The organism is Flavobacterium hankyongi (assembly GCF_036840915.1).
In the GTDB taxonomy this organism is placed as follows: domain Bacteria; phylum Bacteroidota; class Bacteroidia; order Flavobacteriales; family Flavobacteriaceae; genus Flavobacterium; species Flavobacterium hankyongi.
The window spans coordinates 2,984,961-3,010,246 of sequence record NZ_CP085725.1 but is presented as its reverse complement, the minus strand read 5'-3'; the positions used below and the strand labels follow the sequence as shown (position 1 = coordinate 3,010,246).

Below are 25,286 nucleotides of genomic sequence, written 5' to 3'. Positions count from 1 at the left end.
CGAAAATAAAAATTAAAACTGATAAACTACTTCCAGCTTATAATCTTTTAACGATTCTTTAGCTTTTGCAAAGTCTTGAGCAAAACCAAGGATATAACCACCTCCACCTGAACCACACAATTTTAAGTAATAATCGTTGGTATCGATTCCACGTTGCCAAACTTGATGAAAATGTTCAGGAATCATTGGTTTAAAGTTATTCAAAACAACTTTTGAAAGTTTTTTTGTATTTGAAAAAAGAGATTTCATATCTCCGTGCAGAAAGTTTTCTACACACGCATCAGTATATTTTATAAATTGTGACTTAAGCATTTTACGGAAGCCTTCTTCTTTAAGATTTTCCATAAAAATATTAACCATCGGTGCTGTTTCCCCAACCATTCCAGAATCAAGCAAGAAAACAGCTCCTTTACCATTAGCGCTTTGAGTAGGAATTCCTGTAGCTTCGATATTATCTTTTGAATTGATTAAAATTGGAATGCTTAAATAACTATTTAAAGGATCTAGTCCTGAACTTTTCCCGTGAAAAAAAGATTCCATTTGAGAAAAAATAGCTTTTAACTGTAATAGTTTCTCGCGAGTTAAATTTTCAAGAACTGTTATTTTACTGTTTGCATACTTATCATAAATAGCTGCAACTAAAGCACCACTGCTACCTACTCCATACCCTTGCGGAATACTTGAATCGAAATACATTCCGTTAGCTACATCTGCTTTTAATGCTTCCATATTGAAAGTTACCAATGATGGTTGTTCAGACTGCAATTCACTTAAATAAGCAGCAAAACGCTTTAAACTTTCGTTGGATTTGATTGCATCAACTGAAGGATTCTCTTCAATTTTTAAAGCTCCGTTGTAAAAATTATAAGGAATTGCCAAACCTTTAGAATCTTTAATAATTCCATACTCTCCGAAAAGCAGAATTTTTGAGTAGAATAGAGGTCCTTTCATGTGGTTAAGTGTTAACGGTAATTAGTTTACAGTTATAAAGATACAAATTAAATTGACATAGCACCATGTCCAATTTCGTCACAAATATATTGACCATTTTGACAATAGCCAACTAATTCGTCCTTAATAAATTGCAAAACTTTTTCTTTAGTGTCTTTTGGATATAAAACATGAACATTAGCACCAGCATCTAGTGTAAAACAAACAGGTATTTGCGTTTCATTTCTAAATTTCCAAATCTTATTAATGATCTCTAAAGTATTCGGTTTCATCAAAATAAAATACGGCATAGAAGTCATCATCATGGCATGTAAAGTAAGCGCTTCACTTTCTACAATTTTGATAAATTCTTCCGTATTTCCTGTTTCTAGGATAAATTTCATTTTCGACAGATTTTCATGAGCTTGCTCAAATCGTCTTTCGGCAAAAGGGTGATTGTGCATTAAATCATGTCCAACGGTACTAGATACTTGCTTCTCCCCTTTATCAACCAACAGGATAGTGTCCTGGTAATTCTTAAAATTGTCATGGATACTTGAAAATTCAACTCCAAATAAATTTGAACTTTCTGTAATTTCTTTATGCTCGCCCCAAACAACAACTTCACCTTTTACGCTTCGGCAAGCACTACCAGACCCTAAACGTGCCAGTAAAGAGGCTTTTTGATAAAAATATTCTTCTTTAATTTCAGGATTTAATAATCTTTCTAGACTCATGACATTCATAGCCATTGCTGCCATTCCTGAAGCCGAAGAAGCAATACCAGAACTGTGTGGAAAAGTATTTTGAGTATCAATCGTAAAATGAAAATCTTTCAAATACGGACAAAACTCAAAAATACGTTCGAAGAATTTCTGAATTTTAGGTTTAAAATCTTCTTTTGGCTTGCCTTCAAATAATAAATCGAATGAGAAATCACCATCGTTTTGTTTTTTCGAAAAAGCTAATTTTGTAATTGTTTTACAATTATTTAGTGTAAAGCTAATTGATGGATTTGCTGGAAGTTGGCTCCCTATTTTTCCCCAATATTTAACTAAAGCAATATTACTTGGTGCACTCCATTCAAAAGAACCTTCGGTTGTAGAAATTGTATAATTTGAAGCGATAAAATCCTTTTCAGAAAACATAAAAACTAAAATTTAGGCAAAGATACTTTTTTTGTTCAGGAATGTTTAAATTTACGTTCAAACAAATGAAATTAAATTTTGAAAAGAATACACCTCTCAAAAGCATTAGTATCCGTTTTTACCTGTTTATTAGTTGGATTTCTTTCTGGTTTTGCTACGCAATCCTCAGTAAAAACTTGGTTTCCTACAGTTATAAAACCTTTTTTTAATCCGCCTTCGTGGGTATTTGCTCCGGTATGGACTCTTTTATACATCCTGATGGGACTGGCTTTTGCTATTGTTTGGAGCAATGAGAAAAGTAATAACAAGAAACAAGCAATGACTCTTTTTGGCATTCAATTGTTTCTAAATGCTTTGTGGTCTGTTTTATTTTTTGGGTTGTGTAATCCTTTTTTAGCCTTCCTTGAAATCTTATTACTTTGGCTGTTCATTTTTGAAACCATAAAAGCTTTTGGTAAAATTGATTCGTTGGCTTCAAAATTATTATATCCTTATTTGGCTTGGGTTAGTTTTGCAACTATTTTAAATGGTAGTATTTGGTATTTAAATTCTTAATACACTGAAAATAATTTACACTTAGTATTCCAAATATTTTTAGAAAAATAACCACCAATAAATATTGATGGTTATCTATTTTAGAATACATTTTTTGAAACCTAAACTTAAAAAGTATAAAAGCTACAATCTCTTACAGTGTTATTAAAAGCATCAACCCACACTAACGAAGTTGGCGTATTTAAACCGTAAATACTCTTATCAATTACAACATAATACTTAGAATCATACTGAGAACCAACCGAAAAGTTATTTACAGTAAAAGAACTTAAATCACCAACACCAGGAACCATCGTAGATACATTTACAGGCATAGTTGTGATACCATTTGTTGGATTTATATCCACATAGGAAAGTATTGTCATCGGGATTGGTTGACCTGCCAAACCAGCAACTGAAGGGGCTGTATACAATCTAATAAAATTACCATTAACATCTGTTGGAGCAATAGAATACCTTCTAGCCCCTTTTCCAGATGGAATATAAGTGTAAACAATGGAAGCATTGAAACTTGATGTTGTTGCATCAAAGGTTAACTTGTAGATGGAAGATCCACGTAATCCGTACAATTTATTAATATCATCATCTAATAATTCTATCTCATCCATTAAAATATTAGCACCTAAATATTTAACTGGACCTGACACCCCCCATAAACTACCCGAATCATAATATATCCATGATTCGGTCGAACTTGTTTTTTCTAAGGAAGCAATATCATCATCAAATGCTGCGATTCCATTGTAAGAAAAATTATTCACAGAATTAGTGTTTGTGAACAAATTAGTATTAAAATCATATTTTTTTCTCACCAATTCTAAATTCACATTATCTACAGCTAGAACATAATTAAAAATAAGCGCTTTACTTGCATTTTCTTTATTATCATTGCTTAATTTAGAATTTGGCAAATCCATTTTTTGCTCTAAAGATTCTTTCTCACAAGATACCAATCCAATTCCTACTACGGCAAGGAACAAAACGCCATAAACAGTTTTTTTCATTTTTTTAATTTTAAAATTTGTTCTGCAAAACTATAGTCGACTGGCAATTAGAAAATTTCCTACACCCTTGTTTGTGATAATCTGGCACAAAAAAGTGATGAATAGAGATTAAGCTTACATAGAGACTTTTTCATAGTGGGATGAAAACAGTCTTTTTGGGGACAAATTTTTTAACGGAATCATCGTGTTTATTGAATATAAAAGCCTTAAAAGTGTATTTTTTCTATTTCTGTAAGATATTTTTCTCCCACAGGAATTATAAAATCTTTAATATAAATATCCTTTTTACTTTTTTGGTCAATTTTATCAATTCGTACAATATAGGATCTATGCACTCTCAGGAATTCTAGAGCATCTGGCACAGAGTGCATAAAATCTCCAATTTTCCCTCTTATCGTATATTTTTTTGTAACTGTGATAACATCTATATAATTTCCAGAGGATTGTACAAATAAAATCTCGGAAGTTTTTATCCTAACCTCTTTACCTGCTTCCTTAAACAAAAAGAAACCTTCTTTCTTTTTCAATCTCTTCATCCACAAACGAAGTAATTCCCTTACGATATCTTTATTATAGGTTAACACCTTTATTTTGAAAAAGAAATAAATGACTACCGCCAAAAAACTAATCCATAAAAGAAAGAACCATGAAGTTTGCCAAAAAGGCTTTTGAATTTTGAAAGAAAGTGTAGCACATTCCTCCGGGAAAAATCTTCCATCGTCTATAACCTTTACATATAACTTATAATTTCCTGGCGGTATATACTCATACGAAATTCTCCTATCGTTTGTGGTTTTCCATGTTTTATCCAATCCTACTAATTTGTATTGATATACAATTGTATTTTTAGGAGCAAATGAAACAGCTTCCACAAAAAAATCAATCTGATTTTGATTATATCTCAAATCCAAATTTGAGTTACTTTTCGTATACAGTACATTATTTATTTTAACATCTTTAATTCGTAAAAAGTGGTCTTTTTTAGAAATCAATTCTGAAAACTGTCTTTTAGAAAATATGGATAACCCTTTTGTGGTTCCAACATATACAGAGTCCTCTAGGATTTCTACATCATGTATTTGATTGCTTTGTAATCCATTATTTGTGGTTATGTAATCAATGTTAAATTTCTTTTTATCCATAAACGATATTCTGTTGAGACCTTTATTAGTACAAACCCAAATAGTGTTTTCATTTTCTACTAGCAACTCTGTAACAATGTCGTTAGATAATCCTTTCGATTTATCTACTGTAAAAAATGTACCATCTTTAATATTGTATACAATGACTCCTTTACCTAGAGTTGCTAAATACAATATCCCTTTAGACTTCACATAATCAATATCGTCTATTCTGTACTTAAAAATATCGTTATTTAGTTTAGATATTTTTCCTTGATGCAAGACTTTCAATCCGTCTATAGTTCCTAAATAAAAAGTATTGCTTACCTTGGAAATATCATGTATTCTAAAATGTAAAGTATCCGAAAATATTCTGTTTTTATCAACTACAGTATATATTCCATAACGCGCAAAAATTAAACTTTCAGAATCATCAGACATTTTTAACACACCTCCAATGTTTTGATAGTTGTTATTTTTCGGGAACGTTATTATCTTATTATCTGAATAACAAAAAGTAGTATTAAGAATTGAATTGTATTGCACAATAGATGGAATATTCATCAGACCATTATACAATTTTACAATGCTGCCATCTTTCTCTTTTTTATAGACATTGCCATTAAATCCTCCAATAAAAAGCTGATTGTTTTTATTTTTCGTGAGAGAATTTATTCTTGTATTTTGAAATTTAAAATTTTTAATCTGATTTGGTCTTTTATAAAAAACACCCGCATCAATAGAAGTCACCCATATACCTCCATAACAATCTTTTAAAACTTTTGTAACAGAATTAGCCTTTAAAAAACTAGCAACTTTTACTCCTTTATCATCAAAAACGCTATAACCTTTTCCTCGGTAACCTATCCAAAAATGTCTTGCGTCGTATTGTCCAACACCAATTGCAATATAGTTCTTGTATTCAATATCAATTGCTTTACTATTAGAATTATAAAAACGAACTAAACTATCACATATTACAAGTTTAGAGTCTTTAAAGCAGGAAACTATATTCCTAAAAAGTCCTTTTTTTAATGGTAAACTTACCACACTTTTTCGAGGAGAAAAGTATTCGATTTTTTGCAATGAATTTATAGGATATAGATTCAAATAACAAGGAGTTTGTTCCTTTGCACTCTTCCTATACAGTTCTGTTAAAACTCCTTTTCTATCAATTTTAAGTAAAGTAGAGCCATCCGATATGTACACATCTCCTTGTTGAGTAACTTTTAATTTTCTTACAAAAAAAGTAGGTATTTTCTTCCGATAGATATAACTCGAAAATACATGATTGTATTTATATGGTTTAAAGCTTGTGGATCCGTTTATAAAATAAAATAGTTTTCCATTAAAGGTAGAACACCATACTTGTTGATTTGATTGAGGAAAAAAATCAAAAACGGTAATATCTGTAAGACCATTTTTGGGGGCGTAATTCTTAAATTCATAACCGTTATAAGTGCTAAGTCCTCTGTCGGTTGCAAACCATACTACCCCATTTTTATCTTGAAAAGCACTGTATACTTCGTTACTGGAAAGGCCTTCTTCTGTTGTGAAGTTTTGAAATTCTTTTTCTTGACTTAGTACACAAAAAAAAGGGAAAAATAAAAAAAATAGAACTAAACAATTTTTGTTCATCTCTTGGCCTATAAATTTCGTTTAAAAAACGAATTTATAAAGAATCTATTATAACAAACTTAAATTATTGCTAATAATAAATCCACTGGTCCAGGCATTTTGAAAGTTAAAACCCCCAGTAATGGCATCGATATTTAAAATTTCGCCTGCAAAATAAAGGTTTTTATGAAGTTTACTTTCCATGGTTTTGAAGTTGATTTCTTTTAAATCAACTCCACCTGCCGTAACAAATTCTTCTTTGAAAGTACTTTTCCCGTTAACTTGAAATTGTCCATTGGTTAATTGATTGACCAAATCTGTCATTTGTTTTTTAGAAATATCAGCCCATTTAGTATCTAAAGAAATTCCTGAAGCTTTAAGCAAGCTTTCCCATAATCGTTTTGGGAAATCGAAAGGGCAAAATTTAGACACTGATTTCTTTGAATTTTCTTCTTTTATTTCTTTTAAATCTTCTAAAACTATATCAAAATCCAAATCATTTAACCAATTTACTTGAAGTGTAAACTGATAATTTTTTTCAAACAATTCTCTTGCACCCCAAGCCGATAAACGCAAAATTCCAGGACCACTCATTCCCCAATGTGTAATCAATAATGGTCCAGAAGCCTTTAATTTTGAATCTTTAACTTTTACCGAAGCAAAAGCAGAAACTCCCATCAAATCCTTAATTCGATTATCTTTTATATTGAAAGTAAATAATGACGGAACGGGAGAAACAATATTATGTCCCAATTTTTGCATCATATCCCACATTTTAGGATTACTCCCTGTGGTCATGACTAATTTTTGACATTTAAAAGATTGTTGGTTTGTCTCAACTTTCCAATAATTCTCTCCTTGAAAAATCTCTTGAACACTTTGTCCTGTTAAAACATCTATTTTAAGCTTTTTAGTAGTATTTAAAAAACAATCGATAATTGTTTGTGAAGAATCGGTCACTGGAAACATTCGACCGTCATCTTCGATTTTAAGTTCGACACCATGTTTTTCAAACCATTCAATTGTATCTCCAGAACAAAACTGATGAAAAGGCCCTCGAAGTTCTTTTTCACCTCGCGGATAAAACTTCACCAAATCATTAGGGATAAAACACGCATGTGTGACATTGCAACGTCCACCACCCGAAACACGCACTTTAGAAAGCACTTCTTTTCCTCTCTCGAGAATCGCAATCTTTATTTTTGGGTTCTTTTCAGCTATATTAATGGCTGTAAAGAAACCAGCTGCTCCTCCACCAATAATTAATACATCGTAGTTTGAAATCATAATCTATCTGGGAAATCAGAAATAATGGCATCGACGCCAAGATTTTTGACAAAGGTAATATCTTCGGGCGAATTTACAGTCCAAGCATGAATTTGAAGTTTATTTTGGTGTGATTTTTCAATAAATTCTGGGGTAAGCAATTTGTAATCAACATTGACGCTAAAAGCTTTGATTTCTTTGGCAAAATCGAAAGTAGCTTCCAAGTTGTCTTCGGTTAAAACACCTATTTTAGTCATAGGTTCCAAAGCGCTTACTACTTTTAAAATTTCCCAATCAAAACTCGAAACAACAATGTTTTTGTACAACAAATCACTGTTAAGGGTAAAGTTATCTATCAAAAGAACAGTTGGATGTGCTGCCTTTTTATCTTTAATTTCAATATTAATAAACTTATTTCTGGGCAACCAATGCAACACTTTATTTAAAGTAGGAACATCTCCTAAACGCCATAACTCATCTGAGGTAAAATGACGTACCACGCCTGAAGCATTTGCTATGGTTCTATCGACAGTTTTGTCGTGAATAACCACAACTTCTCCATCTTCAGACAATTGAACATCAAGCTCGATGCCATCAGCCCCTAGCAAAAATGCTTCTTTAAATGAATCTATAGTATTTTCGGCGACGTAGCCCTTGGCGCCTCTATGTCCTATTTTCAGCATACCTAAATGTACAAAAAAAGCACAAACCGCAAAAGATTTGTGCTTTTTTCTCGATATCAAGATATTTTAATTCGTTAAAATCAAATACTGCCAAGGCTTTAATTCTATGTTTTGGTCTTTAACCAAAATCATTTCTTGATTACTCATATAATCTTTAAAAGTACCCTCAGCCTGAATTTTTGCATTTTGACTGTCTTTTGTAAGATTAGCTATGAAAATTACTTTTTTACCATTACTCTCACGCTCAAAAGCCAGAATTTTATCATCCGCAGAAGTCTGTAATCTAGTATATGAAGCCAGAGTTTTTCCTCCTTTTAGTGCTGGATTTTCTACTTTTAACTTTCCAAGTTTTTCATAAACAGACATCATTTTTCCAACTGAATGCGGAATAGTATCTTTTTCAAAAAAACGTAATCTTTTATTTAGATCATATTCCTGACCATTATAAATAAGAGGCATTCCAGGCATGGTGTATATCAAAGCTGCAAAAGTTTCTACAGCATCACCCATACGCTCATACTCTGTTCCGTTCCAAGAATTTTCGTCATGGTTAGACGTGAAATTCATGTAAATATCATCAGGCTGAAGTGTTTTTCTTGTCTTTTCAATGTAAGCATCAAAATCTTTTACTGTTTTTTTACCTTGAGCAATTCCATTCAAAATATGATGCCCTTCCCATGCATATTGCATATCAAAAGCCCTTTTCATTAATTCCGGCTTTTCTGCCTCGGCTAACATAAAAACAGGTTTAATTTTATTTAATTCAACCTTTGCATTTTCCCAGAAATCAGTTGGTACCTCAGCGGCAACGTCACATCTAAAACCATCAACATTAAATTCCTTAACCCAATACTTCATGTCTTCAATCATTGCTTTTCGAAGATTAGAGTTTTTATAATCTAATTCGGCTACATCTGTCCAATCAAAAGGCGCTATCATTTTCCCATTTTTATCATGAGTATAAAAATCATTATGCATAGTAACCCATGGATGATCCCAAGCGGTATGATTAGCTACCCAATCCAGTATAACATAAATTCCGTTTTTATGAGCTGTTTTTACTAGCTTTTGAAAATCTTCTTTAGTACCATAATTAGGATTAACACTTCTATAATCTTTTACCGAATAAGGACTTCCTAAATATTTTTGTTTTTCAATAGTATCTGTAATTTGCTCAATTGAAAGATCACCTTTTGCTTTACGATTTTTATACCCAATTTCATAAATTGGCATTAGCCAAAGTATTTTCACTCCAAGTTTCTTTAGTTTAGGAATGTCTTGCGTAAATGCATTAAAGGTCCCTTCTGGAGAGTACTGACGAATATTTGCCTCATAAATGATCGCGTTGTCTGCTAAAGCAGGAGATACAGCTTCAATGTCTGATTTTGCAGTTTCTGTTTTAGGCTCAACTTCTTTTTTACAACTCACTAAAGAAGTAATTATCAATGCACTGATAACTATTTTTTTCATTTCTATTTTTTTAATTCGATTATCATTGATGACTTAGCGTCTAGTAATAATTCGGTTTTAAGTTCAACATTCTTATCCGAAAGCACATCGTGTCCAGAAGTAAATCCTTTTAAATTTTCTTCAAATCGAGATAAATTGATTTTCTGATTATCGGCTGCATTATTAATTACAACCATTACAGATTCACTATTGGTATGGCGAAAATAAACATAAACATTGTTTTCCGGAATATAATGCGTCAGTTTTCCTGAATGTATTACCGATTTTGATTTTCTCCAATTGAATAATTTCTTTGAAAAATCGAAATATTGCTTTTGTATTTCGGTTCTACCCGAGGCAGAAAAAGCATTGTTGCCATCACCATTCCAACCGCCTGGAAAATCCTGACGAATATCTGCATCGCCTTTGACTTTATCTCCTGCCATTCCAATTTCTGAACCGTAATAGATTTGCGGAATGCCGCGCATAGTTGCCAAAAGCGTCAGACCCAACTGATATTTTTTGAAATCATTCTTATAAATTTCATTAAAACGACCGGTATCGTGATTTTCTAAAAAAAGTAATAAATTATTCGGATTAGCATACAAGAAATCATTCGCAAAATTTTCATAGAATTTAATTGTTCCATTGCCCCAGTCGGCTTTGTCTTCATTAAAAACATTTCCAAAAACATCATGTAAGGTAAAATCCATCACGCTTGGCAAGTGTGAATTATAGTTTTGAATTTTAGCAATCGGGCTGTCTTTTTGCCAATAGGATATTTGAGCTTGATCATGCATCCAAACTTCTCCTACGATATTAAAATAAGGATATTCATCGGTAATGGCTTTTGTCCATTTGGCGATGCCTTCTTTATCATTATAGGAATACGTATCTACGCGAAAACCATCTAAATCGGCATATTCTATCCACCAAATCGCATTTTGAATTAAATAATTTAGCACTAATGGATTTGACTGGTTCAAATCGGGCATTGAAGGGACAAACCATCCGTCCATACAATATTTAGCATCACGCTGAGAACCGTTTGTATCGTATTGCGTAATCATTCGGTAATTGCTTTGTGCATATCCCGGAAACTGATGAAACCAATCATAGGTAGGCATGTCTTTGAACATCCAGTGCTCTGCTCCCCAATGATTGGTTACATAGTCCATAACTAATTTCAAGTCTTTTTTATGCATTTCAGCAGCCAACTGCTTGTATTCTTCATTGGTTCCATAACGTGCATCTATTTTATACACATCCGATTGACCATAGGTATGATACGAATAACCCTTGTCATTATCTTCACAAAGTGGTGTGCTCCAAATAGCAGTTGCGCCTAATTCTTTAATATAATCTAAATTGTTGATGATTCCCTGAATGTCACCACCGTGTCTTCCGCCAGGCAAACTTCTGTTGGCTTTTTCCTGTAATTCAGACGAAGAATCATTGTTTAGATTTCCGTTGGCAAATCGGTCCGGCATTAATAAATACATCACATCCGAAGCGTCAAAACTTTTACGTAAGGCCGAATTTTCTTTTCTAGCTTTGATTTCGTAATTTCTTTTGAATGTTTTTTTACCATTTGCAAACGTAAATTGCAATTGCTGTGCTTTCACATTTTTGGCATCAATCGTTACAAAAAGGTAATTTGGATTTTCAGTTTTTGTTATACTAGTAATTACCACATTATTAGAAACGGAAACCGAATTTTGGGCTATGTTTTTTCCATAAAACATGACCTGCACTTCACTTTTATTCATGCCTTCGTACCAAAATGGAGGTTCAACTCTATCGATTTGAGCAAAAAGTGATGCTGTGAATAGAGTGGTTAATATGTAGATTAGTTTTTTCATTTTACACCCCTAAAGTCCCCTCAAGGGGACAATTCTAAAAATTAATTTATTTTTTTAATACTGATTCCGAAACCTCCACCTGCAGCTGTTTTCAAAAATAATTTTGTTTTGTTGGTTACTTTTTGTTTTGTGATTTTATACGCTTGTGGATTGGTTTTATAATCGGCGTTATCGGCATCAGCATAAATAGTAGCTTCATATTTTTTACCTTTTTCTAAAAAGTCAAAATTTACCGTTGCTGTTCTGGCATTATAACCGTTTGAATTCCCAACAAACCAATCATTTGAATTTTTATCTTTTCTAGCAATAGTGATGTAATACCCTGGCTCAGCTTCCAAATATTTTGACGTTGCCCATTCTACAGGAACATCTTTGATGAATTGGAACGCATCTAAAAATCTATTGTAATTTTCAGGTAAATCGGCCGCCATTTGCAACGGACTGTACATTACCACATACAACCCTAACTGATTTGCTAAAGTTGTATTGACATGAGAATTGTTATTTGGATTTAGTTTGGCAATGTCCATTTCGAAAATACCAGGTGTATAATCCATAGGCCCGCCCATTAATCTTGTGAAAGGCAAAATGGTAGTATGATTTGCTTTTGAACCACCAAAGGCCTGGAATTCGGTTCCGCGGGCAGATTCATTTCCAATCATATTCGGATACGTTCTGCAAATTCCGGTTGGACGAACGGCTTCGTGCCCATTAATCATAATTTTATAATCGGCCGCTTTTTCAATCACATATTGATAGTGATTTAAAATCGATTGGCTGTAATGGTGTTCTCCAACTGGCAAAATATTACCTACATAACCTGTTTTAGCAGCTTCGTACCCATTATCATTCATAAATTGAAATGCTTTGTCTAAATGACGCTCGTAATTTCTGGTGGAACCCGAAGTTTCGTGATGCATAATCATTTTGATTCCTTTAGATTTTGCATATTCATGAATGCCTTTCACATCAAAATCGGGATAAGGTGTTACGAAATCAAAAACATAATCTTTTTCATGGCCAAACCAGTCTTCCCAACCTTCGTTCCAACCTTCCACTAAAACCGCATCAAATCCGTGCAAGGCTGCAAAATCGATATACTCTTTTACATGTTTTGTATTGGCAGCGTGTTTTCCGTTTGGTTTTGTTTTAGAAAAATCGGTAATTCCTAATTGTACCGAAGGAACCTCATCTGTATACGACCAAGAGCTTTTCCCTGTAATCATTTCCCACCAAACACCAACATATTTAACTGGTTTAATCCAAGATGTATCTTCAATTTTACAGGGTTCATTTAAGTTTAAGGTCATACGGGAAGCCAATACATCACGAGCATCAGCACTCACAATAATCGTACGCCAAGGCGAAACACAAGGCGCTTGCAAATGTCCTTTATCTCCCTTTGAATCGGGTGTTAAATGCGATTGAAACACGAAGGTTACATCATCTAAATTCAAACTCATGCACGAATAATTAATTAACGCTGCTTCATGGATGTTGATATATAAGCCATCGGCGGTTTTCATCATCAGTGAAGTTTGCACACCAGTATCTGAAAATTGTTTTTGTGATGCGTTGTCAGTGACTGCTTTTTTAAACAAACCTCTAATTTCAGAAAGTTTGCTTTCGGTATAATCGTATTCCTGTGTATCATAATCGCCCGGAATCCAAAACGCGGTATGATTGCCTGTCATGGCAAATTCGGTACGTTCTTCTTTCAGCACAAAATAGGTTAGATTTTTCTGCTCTGGAAATTCATATCGGAAACCCAATCCTTCATTGAATAATCGGAAACGAACAATGACTTGTCTGTCAGTTTGATTTTGTTTCAGTGTTAGCAACAATTCGTTGTACTGATTTTGAATAGCCGTTTCTTCTCCCCAAACTGGTTTCCAAGTTTCATTGAACGTACTTTCTTTGGTTTCCGAAACCGTAAAATCATTCAGCAACGATTTTTTATCATTTTTTAATTCCAATCCTAACTTACTTTTTTTAATAACTTCTTTATTCTTTAAAAAAAGTTGATAAGTAGGTGTTCCATCACTTTCTAAGGCAAATTTCATTTTGAAATTTCCGTTAGGAGAAACCAGCTCCTGAGCCTGCAAACCAAAAAATGACAAAAACAGTATAACTACTGAAACAAAATTTTTAAACATAATATTAATTTTTGATTAACTGTGATGCGCCGTTTACGATAACTTCAAGCGAAGTATCTCCTTCAACCGAAACATTTGTTCCCTGATGGTTTACTTCAACTTTCACAATTGAATTTCTGAAATTTACTTTGAATGAATACCCTTCCCATTGTGATGGAATTCGAGGTTCGAACGTTAGTTTCCCTTTTTTAACACGCATGCCGCCAAAACCTTCCACAATACTCATCCAGGTTCCAGCCATAGAAGTAATATGTAAACCTTCATGCACTTCTTTGTTGTAATCGTCTAAATCTAAACGAGAAGTACGCAAATAGAATGTATAAGCTTGTTCCATACGACCTAAAACCGCTGCCTGAATCGAGTGTACACAAGGTGACAAGGAACTTTCATGAACTGTAAACGGTTCATAAAAATCGAAGTGACGCTCTAATTCTTCTTTTGAAAAATGATCTTCAAAGAAATAGAAACCTTGCAATGTGTCTGCCTGCTTGATGTACGGCGAACGCAGAATTCTGTCCCAAGACCATTTTTGGTTAATCGGGCGTTGTGATTTATCTAAATCGGCCACTGTAATCAATTCTTTATCTAAGAAGCCATCTTGTTGCAAATACACATGATGTTCTTTTGAATACGGAAAATACATTTTGTTTGCGACTTCTTTCATGCTTAGCATTTCCTCGTTTTGCAAGTTTACTTTGTGCATGATACGAGCATAGTCAGCTGGATAATCCTCTTTAACTTTTTCAACTTGTTCCAAAGCATAATTAATACACCATTTGGCAATGTAATTCGTGTACCAGTTGTTGTTTACGTTATTTTCATATTCGTTAGGCCCGGTAACTCCCAAAATTACATATTGTTCTCTTTTGGTAGAGTAAGTTGCTCTTTGATGCCAAAAACGCGCAATTCCAATTAATACTTCCAATCCTTTTTCTGGAATGTAGCTGTAATCACCGGTGAATCGGTAATAATTGTAAATAGCAAAAGCGATAGCACCGTTACGATGGATTTCTTCAAAAGTGATTTCCCATTCGTTGTGACATTCTTCGCCGTTCATAGTAACCATTGGGTACAAAGCAGCTCCATTTTTAAAGCCTAATTTCTCTGCGTTTTCTATGGCTTTATCCAATTGATTATAACGATATGCCAAAAGATTTCTGGCTACCTGCTGGTCTTTTGTCGCCATGTAAAACGGAATACAATACGCTTCGGTATCCCAATACGTCGACCCACCGTATTTTTCACCGGTAAAGCCTTTTGGACCAATGTTTAAACGGGAATCTTTCCCTAAATAGGTTTGGTTTAATTGGAAAATATTGAAACGAATTCCTTGTTGGGCTTTTACATCGCCATCGATAGTGATGTCGCTCATTTCCCAGATTTTTGCCCAGGCTTGTTTTTGGTTTTCTGCCAAAGTATCAAAACCTAATGCATTTGCTTTAGTCAGAATCGCTTGCGCAGCAGGAATTAAATTATCTAAAGGATGATTTGTGGAAACGGTATAACCTCCAAATTTTTGAAGACTTGTCGTTTGTCCTTTTGCGACTTCTACTTCATAAGAAAAAACAACTTTATCAATACTTTCTTCTACATTATCATGAATTCCTTCTTGCAGAACATCATTTACATAGATGCTGTTTTGCATGAAAGTTGTTGCAATAAAATGCGTTTTGAAAGTTCGAGCCGTCACAAAAGCTTGATTATCGCCTTGCATTATACCTTTAGGCTCCCAGAATTTTTCTTCCCAGTTGGTATCTTCGTTTTCAATTCCGCCATCTAAATAGGGTTTGAAAACAATTTTAGCATCACTATTTACTGGTGTTACTTCGTATTTAATAACACCCAATTCATCTATATCTAAAGATAAAAAACGAGTGACTTTTACGTTAATTTCTATTCCATTTTGTAGAATAGCTTCGAATGAACGGTAATAAATCCCTTCTTTCATGTTAAGTTCACGACGGAAATTGGTAACCGATTTGCATTTAGCCAAATCCAAATTCTCACCATTCACCTCAACGTTTATTCCAATCCAATTGGGAGCATTCAGTACTTTGGCAAAATATTCGGGATAGCCGTTTTTCCACCAACCTACTTTGGTTTTATCTGGATAATAAATTCCAGCAATATAACTTCCTTGAAAAGTTTTACCTGAATACGTTTCTTCAAAATTAGCACGTTGCCCCATCGCCCCGTTTCCAATACTGAACAAACTTTCAGATGATTTTACTCTATAGGCATCAAATCCTTCCTCAATGATGGACCAATTATTTGGTATAATATAATCTTGGTTCATTTTTTTAAATCTTAAATCTTAATTTTTAATCAGTGTTTCGATGAAACTAGTGTCCATGTGCAAAAAATTCGGAAAACAATATTTCGCTTCTTTTAATACACTTTTTTCACCAATTCCAATGCTTAGCATTCCGGCAATATTGGCTGCCTGAATACCCGCTACTGAATCTTCGAAGACAATTGCATCTTCGTTACTAACTCCTAACAGTTTTGAAGCTCTTACGAAAACTTCGGGATCTGGTTTGGCGTTAGTTACATCATTTCCATCTACTATAACATCAAAAAAATGGAGCAACCCCACTTTTTCAAGTATAGGTCTAGCATTTTTACTTGCCGATCCTAAAGCAATTCCCTGACCTTTTTCTTTAATAAATTCTAAAGTTTCTCTAACATCTGGCAAAATTTCGGAATCATCCATCTTTTCTATGTATGATAGATAATCTTCGTTTTTTTGAGTTAGCCACTTTTGCTTCTCTTCTTCTGTAGCAGTAACATTCCCAAGTCCTAATATTATTTCAAGAGAACGTACTCTGCTTACTCCTTTTAATTCTTCATTATGTTCTGGCGTAAATAAAATATCAAGGCTGTCGGCCAATTTTTGCCAAGCCATAAAATGGTATTTTGCCGTATCGACAATAACACCATCTAAATCGAATATGAAAGCTTTTTTACTCATTATCCCTTAATTGCTTTTTCTTCTGTGATTAAAAAATTACTCAAACCTCCTAAAATAAGTGAGGTTCCTGCCAATAACATCGGAGCGATTGCTGTGGTTCCAAATAATTTAGAAAGTTCATTTACACCACCAAGCGCAGCGATGATTTGAGGAATCACAATAAACATATTAAACAATCCCATCATCATACCCATTTTGTTTTCATCAACAGAGCTTGACAGCATGGCATAAGGCATTGATAGAATACTTCCCCATGACAAACCAATCAATAGAAAACAAACATTAAGCATAGATTGCTCCTTGATGAATCCCATTAGTACAAATCCTAAACCTCCTGCAACTAAAGAAAACATGTGAATGTATTTTCTATTCACGCTTCTTTTAGCCGCATAAAAAGTTAATAGTAAAGCGAAAGCCATTGATGATAATCCGTATAATCCCATTGCAGAACCTACTTTATCAGAAGCGGTTTGGAACAGTTTATTAGCAGCGTCAAAAGCTTCTTGCTGACCTGCAATTGCAAAATCGAAAGCTTCTTTATTGGGCGCTGGTGAATTGAAAACATGTTCCGTTAAAGCTGGTGTAGCCATACTCCACATGGTAAAAAAAGCAAACCAACTAAAAAACTGAATTACTCCAAGTTTTTTCATAGTGGATGGCATATCCCTTAATGAAGAAAAGAGGTCTCCAAAGAAGTTTTTTTCTTTCTTTTCTGCTTTAAAAGTTTCAATGTCTTTTGGTGGATACTCTTTAGTAGTTAAGACAGTATAAAGAATACTGATTAGAAAAACCAAAGCACCTATCCCAAAAGCGATTTTTACATACTCAGGAATAACTCCTGGTGCCGAAGTGTCTTCGAAACCCATTTTATTCACTAACCATGGTAAATTAGAAGCAATCCAAGTTCCAATACCAATAATTAATGTTTGCAATACAAATCCGTAAGAGCGTTGAGAATCTGGTAATTTATCAGCGACCAAAGCCCTAAATGGCTCCATACTTACATTTATTGAAGCATCAAGAATCCATAAGAAACCTGCTGCAATCCATAATGCAGAAGAATAGGGAACAAAAAACAAAGCGAATGAGCTTAAAATAGCTCCAATTAAAAAATAAGGCTTACGGCGACCAAAGCGTGGCGACCATGTATTATCACTTAAATACCCAATGATAGGTTGAACTATCAAACCAGTTAAAGGTGCTGCAATCCACAGTCCAGGTATGTCGTGCGGTTCTGCCCCTAAAGTCTGAAAGATTCGTGACATGAATCCTCCCTGTAGAGCAAAACCAAATTGTATCCCCAAGAAACCGAAACTCATGTTCCAAATTTCCCAGAAACCTAATTTACGCTTTTCCATTATCGTAATTTAAAGTTTATACTACGACAAGCGATATGTGCTTATCAATACATATTTTTAGTTTCGAAGTAAAAAAGTATGCGTTTGATAATATTTACGTAAATATACTAAAGATTTAAATTGATTGTACACCCTTGAGATGGAAAACCCCTAAAAATAAGGCACTACAACGTTAGAGTCTTAATAACTTTTTATTTTGTTGATTCTCTTTCGACTAAATGTGTCTCCACAATTTCTGTGGTATAGAACTCATCATCTTCATCGTTTTCTAGTCTATCTATTAATAGTTTGGCAGCTTTTTGTCCCATAATAATTCCATCTTGACTAACTGTCGTTATTGATGGTGTAGAATAATTTGAAATAATGCCATCTGTAAAACCAATGACTGATAAATCTTCAGGTACACTTTTACCCAGCTTTCTTGCTGCTTTTATAGCTGTAACCGCAAAGAGTTCGTTTACTGCAAAAACTCCATCAATATCATTTTCTCTGATGTAGTTTTCAATTTCAACTGCACAATTATCAATATCTTCTATTTTTAAAATAAGTTCATCTTTTACAATAAGATTGTTTTGTTTTAACGCTTGGATATAACCATCAGTCCTATATTTTCCTACGCTTACATAATCAACCGTCGTTATTAAACCTATTTTCTTTTCACCTTTAAATATAAGATAGTTAACTGCATCTTGAGCAGCAGTTTTGTCGTCAATAATTACTTTATCACAAAAAATATCATTCGTTATTCTATCAAACATAACAACAGGCATTCCTTGATTGATAACTTCCTGAATATGATGAAAATCTCCTTTTGATTGTGTTCCTTTTGATAATGACATAATAAAACCATCTATACTTCCTCCTGCTAACATCTCCATATTAATTACTTCTTTATCAAAAGATTCGTTAGAAAGACATACGATAACATTGTATCCATTTTCATTAGCAACACTCTCAATACCACTAATAACAGTTGCAAAAAAGTGGTGTACAATTTCAGGAATTATTACAGCTATAGTTTTTGTTTTTCTGTTCTTCAAACTCAAAGCAATGTTATTTGGTTTAAAATTATAAAGTTTTGCAAAGGCCTGTACTTTTTCACGAGTGTCTTCACTTATCTCAGAACTATTCTTTAATGATTTAGAAACAGTTGATATTGAGACATCTAACTCTTTTGCAATGTGTTTTAAAGTAATTTTCTTTTTCATTAATGGTTTTTGAAAAATAGTGATTCGAAAATAAAAGTAATTTTTATTTTTTGGAATGACAATTTTACCTACAAAAAAATGTCTTTTATTAAAAGTTTTTAACACGAAAACGTTTTCGCAGACACAATTAACAAGTACTCGTGAAATTTATCTAATATTTTACCTAAATTTAACATTCGAAGTAAAAAACATGTGTTTTAAAATCAATTTTTAACCTAAACAAATTGTATGAAAACATTGTATAACAAGTTTTTACTTTTACTACTCATGCTACCAGCTACTTTGCTCGCTCAGAGTAAGTTGTCAGGAATTGTTACTGACAAAAAATTAGGAGAACCATTACCTGGAGTAAACGTACTTGTAAAAGGAACAACTAATGGAGTTTCCACTGGCTTTGACGGAGGCTTTATATTAACAAATTTAAAGCAAGGAGATATAATCACCTTTTCCTTTTTAGGATTTACTGAACAAACAATAACATTTACGGGACAAAACAATATAACTATTGGTTTACAAGAAGAATCTTCAAAACTTGATGAAGTAGTTGTAATTGGTTATGGATCAGTTAAGAAAAAAGATGCTACTGGATCAGTCGATTTAATTACTACAAAAGATTTTAACAAAGGACCTGTAGTTTCTGTTGATCAATTATTAACAGGTAAAGCACCAGGCGTAAGAATTACAACTGCTGGTGGAGCACCTGATTCTGCACCTAACATTCGTATTAGAGGAGGCAGTTCATTGAGTGCACAAAATAATCCATTGATTGTAATAGATGGCGTGCCAATTGATTTAGTAAACGCGGCAGGAAATGGAAACCCATTATCATTAATTAACCCTAATGACATTGACACCTTCAGTATCTTAAAAGACGCATCTGCTACTGCTATATATGGATCAAGAGCATCGAATGGTGTAATTATCATAACGACTAAAAAAGGAACTACTGGAAAACCAGAATTTAATTTTTCCAGCAGTATAGCCATAGGAAATGCAAGAGACAGAATTAAAATGATGGGAGGACCTGAATTTACAGAATTTGTAAGAACACATTTTCCTAACCAAACACATAATTTAGGAGTAGATGACCCTTCAACTTCTCCAGTTAACGATCCAAATGAAGACAACCCTCTAACTCCTCAAATAGAAGGTAGAATTTTATCAGACACTAACTGGCAAGATGCCATTTATCAAAACTCGGTAACTTCCGATAATAATTTTAGTGCTAGAGCTAATTTATTAAAAAAGATACCTTTTAGAGCTTCTGTAGGTTATACAAACGCTGAAGGATTAGTTAAAACAAATGAATTTGAGAGAGTTACTACTTCATTAAAATTAACTCCAACTCTTTTTGACAATCATCTTAAAATTGATATTAATGCTAAAGGATCTTGGTCTGAAAAAAATGCCATTGATGAAGGTGGAGTTTTTGGCGGTGCAATAAATATGGATCCTACAAAACCACTAGACTATTTCAATGTAGGTGTAAACAACGGAAACCTAGGCAAACAAGGTTCAGACAACCCATTATCAATACTATATCAAAGAGAAAGACCTGAACAAATCAAAAAATTATTAGGTAATATCGAGTTTGATTACAAATTACATTTCTTTCCAGAAATTAGAGCAGTAGTAAATTTAGGATTAGAAGCTTCAAGATCGAAAATCAGAGAAGTTTATTCAGAAAATGCGATTCAATCTTTAAGAATTTTACCTAGTGGTACTTTAGTATATAACCCTGGTGAGAATTATAGAGAAAATCAGCATATAACTAATAAAACTTTAGATTCATATTTAGTTTACACAAAAGAATTAAATGGATTCTTGAAAAAATTTGATGTACAAGGTGGTTATTCCTATCAAAGTTTTAAAAATGATGGAAACAAAGTACTATACCAATACAATAACACAACAGGATTAAGAGAGGTAGTTTTTAATCCTCAAAACCCTACAAACAGATATTATCAACCTTTAGTTTTAGAGTCATTCTTTGGAAGAGCTAATGTAGATTTGGCAAATAAATATTTGTTTACATTTTCCTATAGAGCAGATGGTTCCTCATTATTTAAAAAAGAAAAACGATGGGGACACTTCCCAGCTGCAGCATTTGCCTGGAAAGTTTCTGAGGAATCATTCTTGAAAGAAAATAAAATTGTCAACAACTTAAAATTACGTTTAGGTTGGGGAAAAACTGGGCAGCAAGATATTACTGGGGCAGTAGGTTATTTCCCTTCTACTCCATTATTTAATCCTGCTGGAAGTAGTAGCCAATATTTACCAGGATTTAATTCCTACTCTGCACTTCCATTTGACCCAAATATTACTTGGGAGAAAACAACAACTTATAATGCCGGTTTAGATTTTGGATTATTCAGTGATATCGTATCTGGAAGTTTAGATGTATATAAACGTAAAACAACAGACTTATTAGTAAAAGTACCTACTCTTCCGGGTCAAGGTTTATCAAATGAATTTGTTTCTAATATTGGTTCAACAGAAGGAGAAGGAGCAGAAGCAAGTTTAAATATTAAACCTATAAAAACAGACAATTTTAGCTGGGATGTAAATGGCAATTTAGCATTTACACACACTGAAGTAACAGATTTAAAAGGAAGAAGCTCAGTTTCAGCTCCAGATTCTGGTTTACCCATTGGTACTGGTGTCAGCTTAGCGTATCACCCACTAGGAAATCAACCATTTTCTGCTTGGGTTTTTGAGCAAGTGTATGACAGTAATGGCTTACCAATTGAAGGAACTTTCGTTGACAGAAACAATGATAACCAAATAACGGCTGAAGACAGAATCTACAAAGCAATGCGCCCTAACTGGACTTTTGGTTTTGGAACAACTTTTACTTACAAAAACATAGATCTATCAGCAAGTTTTAGAGGTCAAGTAGGAGGACTAACTTATAATGCAAGAGCAATGCAAAGTGGTAATGCAAACCAAGTAGTTCCTGTAAACAGTAATGCCTTAACAAATATATTAAGTGGCCCAATTTTATTCCAAGACAATAATGACCCACGTTATTTCTCAGATTATTTTCTTGAAGATGCTAGCTTCTTAAGATGTGAAAACATCACTTTAGGATACAGAGTAAATAATGCTATCAAAAACGGATCGTTACGCCTTTATGTGGCTGCAAACAATTTGTTTTTAGTAACTAAATATTCAGGTCAGGATCCTGAAAATTTTAATGCTATCGACAACAATTTCTATCCAAGACCACAAGTATTTAGCTTTGGTGTGAATGCTAACTTTTAAACATCAAAAATGAAAAATTTAAGATTAAAACTTATCGGATTTGGCTTAATTGGACTATTGTTCGCTTCTTGTGTAAATGATTTAGATACTAAACCAGTAGTAGAACTTTCATTAGACCAATTATTAGCTAATGATCCACAAGCAATAGAAGGATTGCTATCGAAAATGTATGGTACCTTCGCTTTGTCTGGACCAAACGGCCCAGGTAGCGCAGATATTTCAGGACCAGACCCAGGAGAAACGGCTTTTTTGAGGGGAATTATTAACCTTCAAGATTTTACTGCTGATGCAATAAAAAACAGATGGGGAGATGATGGCCTTGATCAATTAACAACAACTAAAGGTTGGACTCCTAACAATAAATTCTTTAGATATCTTTATGACAGAGTATATTATACAGTTCCACAAACAAATAATATACTTAAAGTATTAAAAGAAGGTGTTGATGTACCAAACGAAGAGCAATATATAAGTGAATTACGTTTTTTGAGATCCTTAGCATATTATTACATGATTGACTGCTTTGGAAAAGGTGTAATTGTAACTGAAAACGACTTAAATTCAACAACTGCTGTACCTGAATCTAACAGAACTCAATTGTTCAATTTTGTTGAAAGTGAACTTATAGACATAGAAGGTAAGATTTCTACAACTAACACTTACGGAAGAGCAAACAAATCTGTTGTTCGTATGTTATTAGCTAAACTTTACCTTAATGCTGAAGTTTACACTGGTACTGCACGTTATAATGACGCAGCTATTTATATCAAGAAGGTAATTGATGAAGGAGGATATACTCTAGCTCCTAACTTTTTAGCTAACTTTTCAGGTGACAACAATACTTCTCCAGAAATTATTTTCCCATTACTTGCCGATGCAGTTTCTAGCCAAAGTTATGGAAACACAACTTATATAGTAAATGGGAGCTTAAGTTCAGATACTATGACATTGAGTAATTATGGTGCATTACAAGGTTGGGGAGGGCATAGAGCAACAAAAGCCTGGTACGGGCTATTTGGCAGCACACCAACTGCTTTAGACGCTTCTCCTGATTCAAGAGCACACTTGTTTTGGAAAAATGGTCATACTTATGAAATGAATGATTATAAAATTTGGACAAATGGGTATCCTGCTATAAAATTCAGAAATTCAAATTTATCAGGAGGATCTGGATCAACAGATTTTTCAGGAACTGATTTCCCTTTATTTAGATTAGCAGATGCTTATTTAATGTATGCAGAATGTGCGGTGAGAGGAGCAACTGGAACAACAACATCTCAAGCACTAACTTATGTAAATGACATAAGAGATAGAGCAGGTGCAACACCAATAACGCTTACTGAATTAAATCTTGACTTTATTATTGACGAAAGAGGTAGAGAATTAAATTTTGAAGGACATAGAAGATCTGATTTGATTCGATTTGGAAAGTTTGCAGGAAACACATACATATGGCCTTGGAAAGGTGGTGTTGCTGGTGGACAAGCTATTTCTGCTAATTACAACCTATTCCCTATTCCAACAACTGCATTACAAGCAAATCCTAATTTAACTCAAAATCCTGGTTATTAATTTTAACACAAAGAACAATGAAAAAAATATTCAAAATAATATCAATAATGACTTTACTTGCTGGTTTTACCGCTTGCGAAGTAGAAGACAAAAACCCAATTGTCGAAGTTGGTGACAAACCAGTACTAGTATCACCAGAAGAGGGCACATCATATGTGCTTGATCCAGCAAACCCAACTAATCCAGCAATCACAGTTGTTTGGAATCATGCCAAATACTCTATAAGTACAGAAGTAAATTATGATGTTGAGATAGCATTGGCAGGAACTGAATTTGCTGCCCCAATATCACTACAAACTACAAATGCGAGACAAATATCTTTAAGTAACGAGCAATTTAATGCTAAAGTTCTTGAAGCGGGTCTTATTCCTTTCACTGCTGGAAGCTTAGACATTAGAGTAAAAGCTTCTTTAGGGACATCTAATGTTATGGAAGTTATTTCAAACGATATAACTATAAACATAACTCCTTTCACAACTGATTTACCAAAACTATGGTTACCTGGAAGTTATCAAACTGATTCTGGATACGGTTCAGATTGGACTCATTCAACTGCTCCAAATTTAGCAGCTTCTGCATATGGTAAAACAGATTTTGAAGGTTTTGTATATTTTGCGACAACCGAAGTTTCACCTAGTGATGGTTTTAAATTTACTAATCAATCAGATTGGAACGGTGGAATATTTGGTGACGATGGTACTTTTAGTGGGGTAATTACATCACCTGGAGATAATATTGGCGTTACACCTGGTTATTATTATATTAAAGCTAACACAAAACCAACAACATCAGACAACCCTAATGGTCTAAGCTATTCATTAACCCCTACTATCTGGGCAATAACTGGTTCTGCAACTCCTAATGGATGGCCTGATCCTGCTCCAGATCATGACATGACGTATAACCCGACAACAAAAAAATGGGAAATAACAATTGCATTATCTGCTGGTGAATTCAAATTCAGAGCAAATAATGGTTGGTCATTAAATTTAGGAGCTGATAACGATGGCGATGATTCAATGGATTTTGGAGGTCCAAACTTAACAGTTTCGACTCCTGGAACCTACACGGTAATTTTAGATTTAAGCAATCCTAGAAAATATACTTACAGTATACAGTAAT

The 25,286-nt window shown here is 33.6% G+C and carries 17 protein-coding genes; 4 read left to right on the top strand and 13 right to left on the bottom strand.

From position 1 onward, the window contains the following. Positions 1 to 12: 12 nt before the first annotated feature. Entirely contained in the window at positions 13 to 951 is a 939-nt protein-coding gene (locus LJY17_RS13700; RefSeq protein WP_264544376.1) for a mevalonate kinase family protein, read from the bottom strand. 47 nt (positions 952 to 998) lie between these two features. Next, positions 999 to 2,078 carry a diphosphomevalonate/mevalonate 3,5-bisphosphate decarboxylase family protein gene (locus LJY17_RS13695; protein WP_264544375.1) on the bottom strand — a complete coding sequence of 360 codons (1,080 nt, stop codon included), beginning with the start codon at positions 2,076 to 2,078 and terminating at the stop codon, positions 999 to 1,001. A gap of 78 nt (positions 2,079 to 2,156) precedes the next feature. Between LJY17_RS13695 and LJY17_RS13690 the strand changes: the two genes are divergently transcribed. Next, positions 2,157 to 2,633 carry a TspO/MBR family protein gene (locus tag LJY17_RS13690; RefSeq protein ID WP_319800131.1) on the top strand — a complete coding sequence of 159 codons (477 nt, stop codon included), beginning with the start codon at positions 2,157 to 2,159 and terminating at the stop codon, positions 2,631 to 2,633. Positions 2,634 to 2,740: 107 nt separating this feature from the next. Here LJY17_RS13690 and LJY17_RS13685 read toward each other — a convergent pair whose 3' ends face one another. The 11 genes from LJY17_RS13685 to LJY17_RS13635 form a co-directional block, all read right to left on the bottom strand. Continuing rightward, a complete protein-coding gene (locus LJY17_RS13685; protein ID WP_264544374.1) occupies positions 2,741 to 3,637 on the bottom strand; it encodes a hypothetical protein in 897 nt (298 codons plus the stop codon). A 206-nt stretch (positions 3,638 to 3,843) separates the two neighbouring features. After that, on the bottom strand, positions 3,844 to 6,396 hold the full coding sequence (locus LJY17_RS13680) for a ligand-binding sensor domain-containing protein (RefSeq protein WP_264544373.1): 2,553 nt from the start codon (positions 6,394 to 6,396) through the stop codon (positions 3,844 to 3,846). Positions 6,397 to 6,444: 48 nt separating this feature from the next. After that, on the bottom strand, positions 6,445 to 7,662 hold the full coding sequence (locus LJY17_RS13675; protein WP_264544372.1) for an NAD(P)/FAD-dependent oxidoreductase: 1,218 nt from the start codon (positions 7,660 to 7,662) through the stop codon (positions 6,445 to 6,447). After that, positions 7,659 to 8,324: a glycerophosphodiester phosphodiesterase gene (locus LJY17_RS13670; RefSeq protein WP_264544371.1), complete on the bottom strand. Its 666-nt coding sequence runs from the start codon at positions 8,322 to 8,324 to the stop codon at positions 7,659 to 7,661. The genes LJY17_RS13675 and LJY17_RS13670 overlap by 4 nt, the downstream gene beginning before the upstream one ends. Positions 8,325 to 8,390: 66 nt before the next feature. Further along, on the bottom strand, positions 8,391 to 9,794 hold the full coding sequence (locus tag LJY17_RS13665; protein WP_264544370.1) for an alpha-amylase family glycosyl hydrolase: 1,404 nt from the start codon (positions 9,792 to 9,794) through the stop codon (positions 8,391 to 8,393). 2 nt (positions 9,795 to 9,796) lie between these two features. Then, positions 9,797 to 11,635 carry a glycoside hydrolase family 13 protein gene (locus LJY17_RS13660; protein ID WP_264544369.1) on the bottom strand — a complete coding sequence of 613 codons (1,839 nt, stop codon included), beginning with the start codon at positions 11,633 to 11,635 and terminating at the stop codon, positions 9,797 to 9,799. Positions 11,636 to 11,676: 41 nt separating this feature from the next. Further along, positions 11,677 to 13,791, bottom strand: coding sequence for a glycoside hydrolase family 97 protein (locus LJY17_RS13655; RefSeq protein ID WP_264544368.1), 2,115 nt, complete (start codon positions 13,789 to 13,791; stop codon positions 11,677 to 11,679). A 4-nt stretch (positions 13,792 to 13,795) separates the two neighbouring features. Continuing rightward, positions 13,796 to 16,087, bottom strand: a complete 2,292-nt coding sequence (locus LJY17_RS13650; protein ID WP_264544367.1) for a glycoside hydrolase family 65 protein — start codon at positions 16,085 to 16,087, stop codon at positions 13,796 to 13,798. An 18-nt stretch (positions 16,088 to 16,105) separates the two neighbouring features. Next, positions 16,106 to 16,762, bottom strand: coding sequence for a beta-phosphoglucomutase (gene pgmB, locus LJY17_RS13645; RefSeq protein ID WP_264544366.1), 657 nt, complete (start codon positions 16,760 to 16,762; stop codon positions 16,106 to 16,108). Continuing rightward, positions 16,762 to 18,120, bottom strand: coding sequence for an MFS transporter (locus LJY17_RS13640; protein ID WP_264544365.1), 1,359 nt, complete (start codon positions 18,118 to 18,120; stop codon positions 16,762 to 16,764). Before LJY17_RS13640 ends, pgmB begins: the two co-directional genes overlap by 1 nt. Before the next feature lie 191 nt (positions 18,121 to 18,311). After that, positions 18,312 to 19,328, bottom strand: a complete 1,017-nt coding sequence (locus LJY17_RS13635; protein WP_264544364.1) for a LacI family DNA-binding transcriptional regulator — start codon at positions 19,326 to 19,328, stop codon at positions 18,312 to 18,314. Between the two features lie 228 nt (positions 19,329 to 19,556). On the opposite strand from LJY17_RS13635, the gene LJY17_RS13630 reads away from it, so the two are divergent. From LJY17_RS13630 to LJY17_RS13620, 3 genes are read left to right on the top strand one after another with little or no spacing between them, the layout of a single operon-like run. Continuing rightward, complete coding sequence (locus LJY17_RS13630; protein WP_264544363.1) at positions 19,557 to 22,592, top strand: SusC/RagA family TonB-linked outer membrane protein; 3,036 nt, start codon at positions 19,557 to 19,559, stop codon at positions 22,590 to 22,592. Positions 22,593 to 22,601: 9 nt separating this feature from the next. Continuing rightward, a complete protein-coding gene (locus tag LJY17_RS13625; protein ID WP_264544362.1) occupies positions 22,602 to 24,164 on the top strand; it encodes a RagB/SusD family nutrient uptake outer membrane protein in 1,563 nt (520 codons plus the stop codon). A 17-nt stretch (positions 24,165 to 24,181) separates the two neighbouring features. After that, positions 24,182 to 25,285 (top strand): SusE domain-containing protein, encoded by a 1,104-nt coding sequence (locus LJY17_RS13620; protein WP_264544361.1) that lies wholly within the window; start codon positions 24,182 to 24,184, stop codon positions 25,283 to 25,285. Position 25,286: the final 1 nt, after the last annotated feature.

Excerpts from the sequence above, each read along its gene's own strand:
- LJY17_RS13700 (WP_264544376.1), bottom strand. The coding sequence starts at position 951 with ATGAAAGGACCTCTATTCTACTCAAAAATTCTGCTTTTCGGAGAGTAT.
- LJY17_RS13695 (WP_264544375.1), bottom strand. The coding sequence starts at position 2,078 with ATGTTTTCTGAAAAGGATTTTATCGCTTCAAATTATACAATTTCTACA.
- LJY17_RS13685 (WP_264544374.1), bottom strand. The coding sequence starts at position 3,637 with ATGAAAAAAACTGTTTATGGCGTTTTGTTCCTTGCCGTAGTAGGAATT.
- LJY17_RS13680 (WP_264544373.1), bottom strand. The coding sequence starts at position 6,396 with ATGAACAAAAATTGTTTAGTTCTATTTTTTTTATTTTTCCCTTTTTTT.
- LJY17_RS13675 (WP_264544372.1), bottom strand. The coding sequence starts at position 7,662 with ATGATTTCAAACTACGATGTATTAATTATTGGTGGAGGAGCAGCTGGT.
- LJY17_RS13670 (WP_264544371.1), bottom strand. The coding sequence starts at position 8,324 with ATGCTGAAAATAGGACATAGAGGCGCCAAGGGCTACGTCGCCGAAAAT.
- LJY17_RS13665 (WP_264544370.1), bottom strand. The coding sequence starts at position 9,794 with ATGAAAAAAATAGTTATCAGTGCATTGATAATTACTTCTTTAGTGAGT.
- LJY17_RS13660 (WP_264544369.1), bottom strand. The coding sequence starts at position 11,635 with ATGAAAAAACTAATCTACATATTAACCACTCTATTCACAGCATCACTT.
- LJY17_RS13655 (WP_264544368.1), bottom strand. The coding sequence starts at position 13,791 with ATGTTTAAAAATTTTGTTTCAGTAGTTATACTGTTTTTGTCATTTTTT.
- LJY17_RS13650 (WP_264544367.1), bottom strand. The coding sequence starts at position 16,087 with ATGAACCAAGATTATATTATACCAAATAATTGGTCCATCATTGAGGAA.
- pgmB (WP_264544366.1), bottom strand. The coding sequence starts at position 16,762 with ATGAGTAAAAAAGCTTTCATATTCGATTTAGATGGTGTTATTGTCGAT.
- LJY17_RS13640 (WP_264544365.1), bottom strand. The coding sequence starts at position 18,120 with ATGGAAAAGCGTAAATTAGGTTTCTGGGAAATTTGGAACATGAGTTTC.
- LJY17_RS13635 (WP_264544364.1), bottom strand. The coding sequence starts at position 19,328 with ATGAAAAAGAAAATTACTTTAAAACACATTGCAAAAGAGTTAGATGTC.
- LJY17_RS13630 (WP_264544363.1), top strand. The coding sequence starts at position 19,557 with ATGAAAACATTGTATAACAAGTTTTTACTTTTACTACTCATGCTACCA.
- LJY17_RS13625 (WP_264544362.1), top strand. The coding sequence starts at position 22,602 with ATGAAAAATTTAAGATTAAAACTTATCGGATTTGGCTTAATTGGACTA.
- LJY17_RS13620 (WP_264544361.1), top strand. The coding sequence starts at position 24,182 with ATGAAAAAAATATTCAAAATAATATCAATAATGACTTTACTTGCTGGT.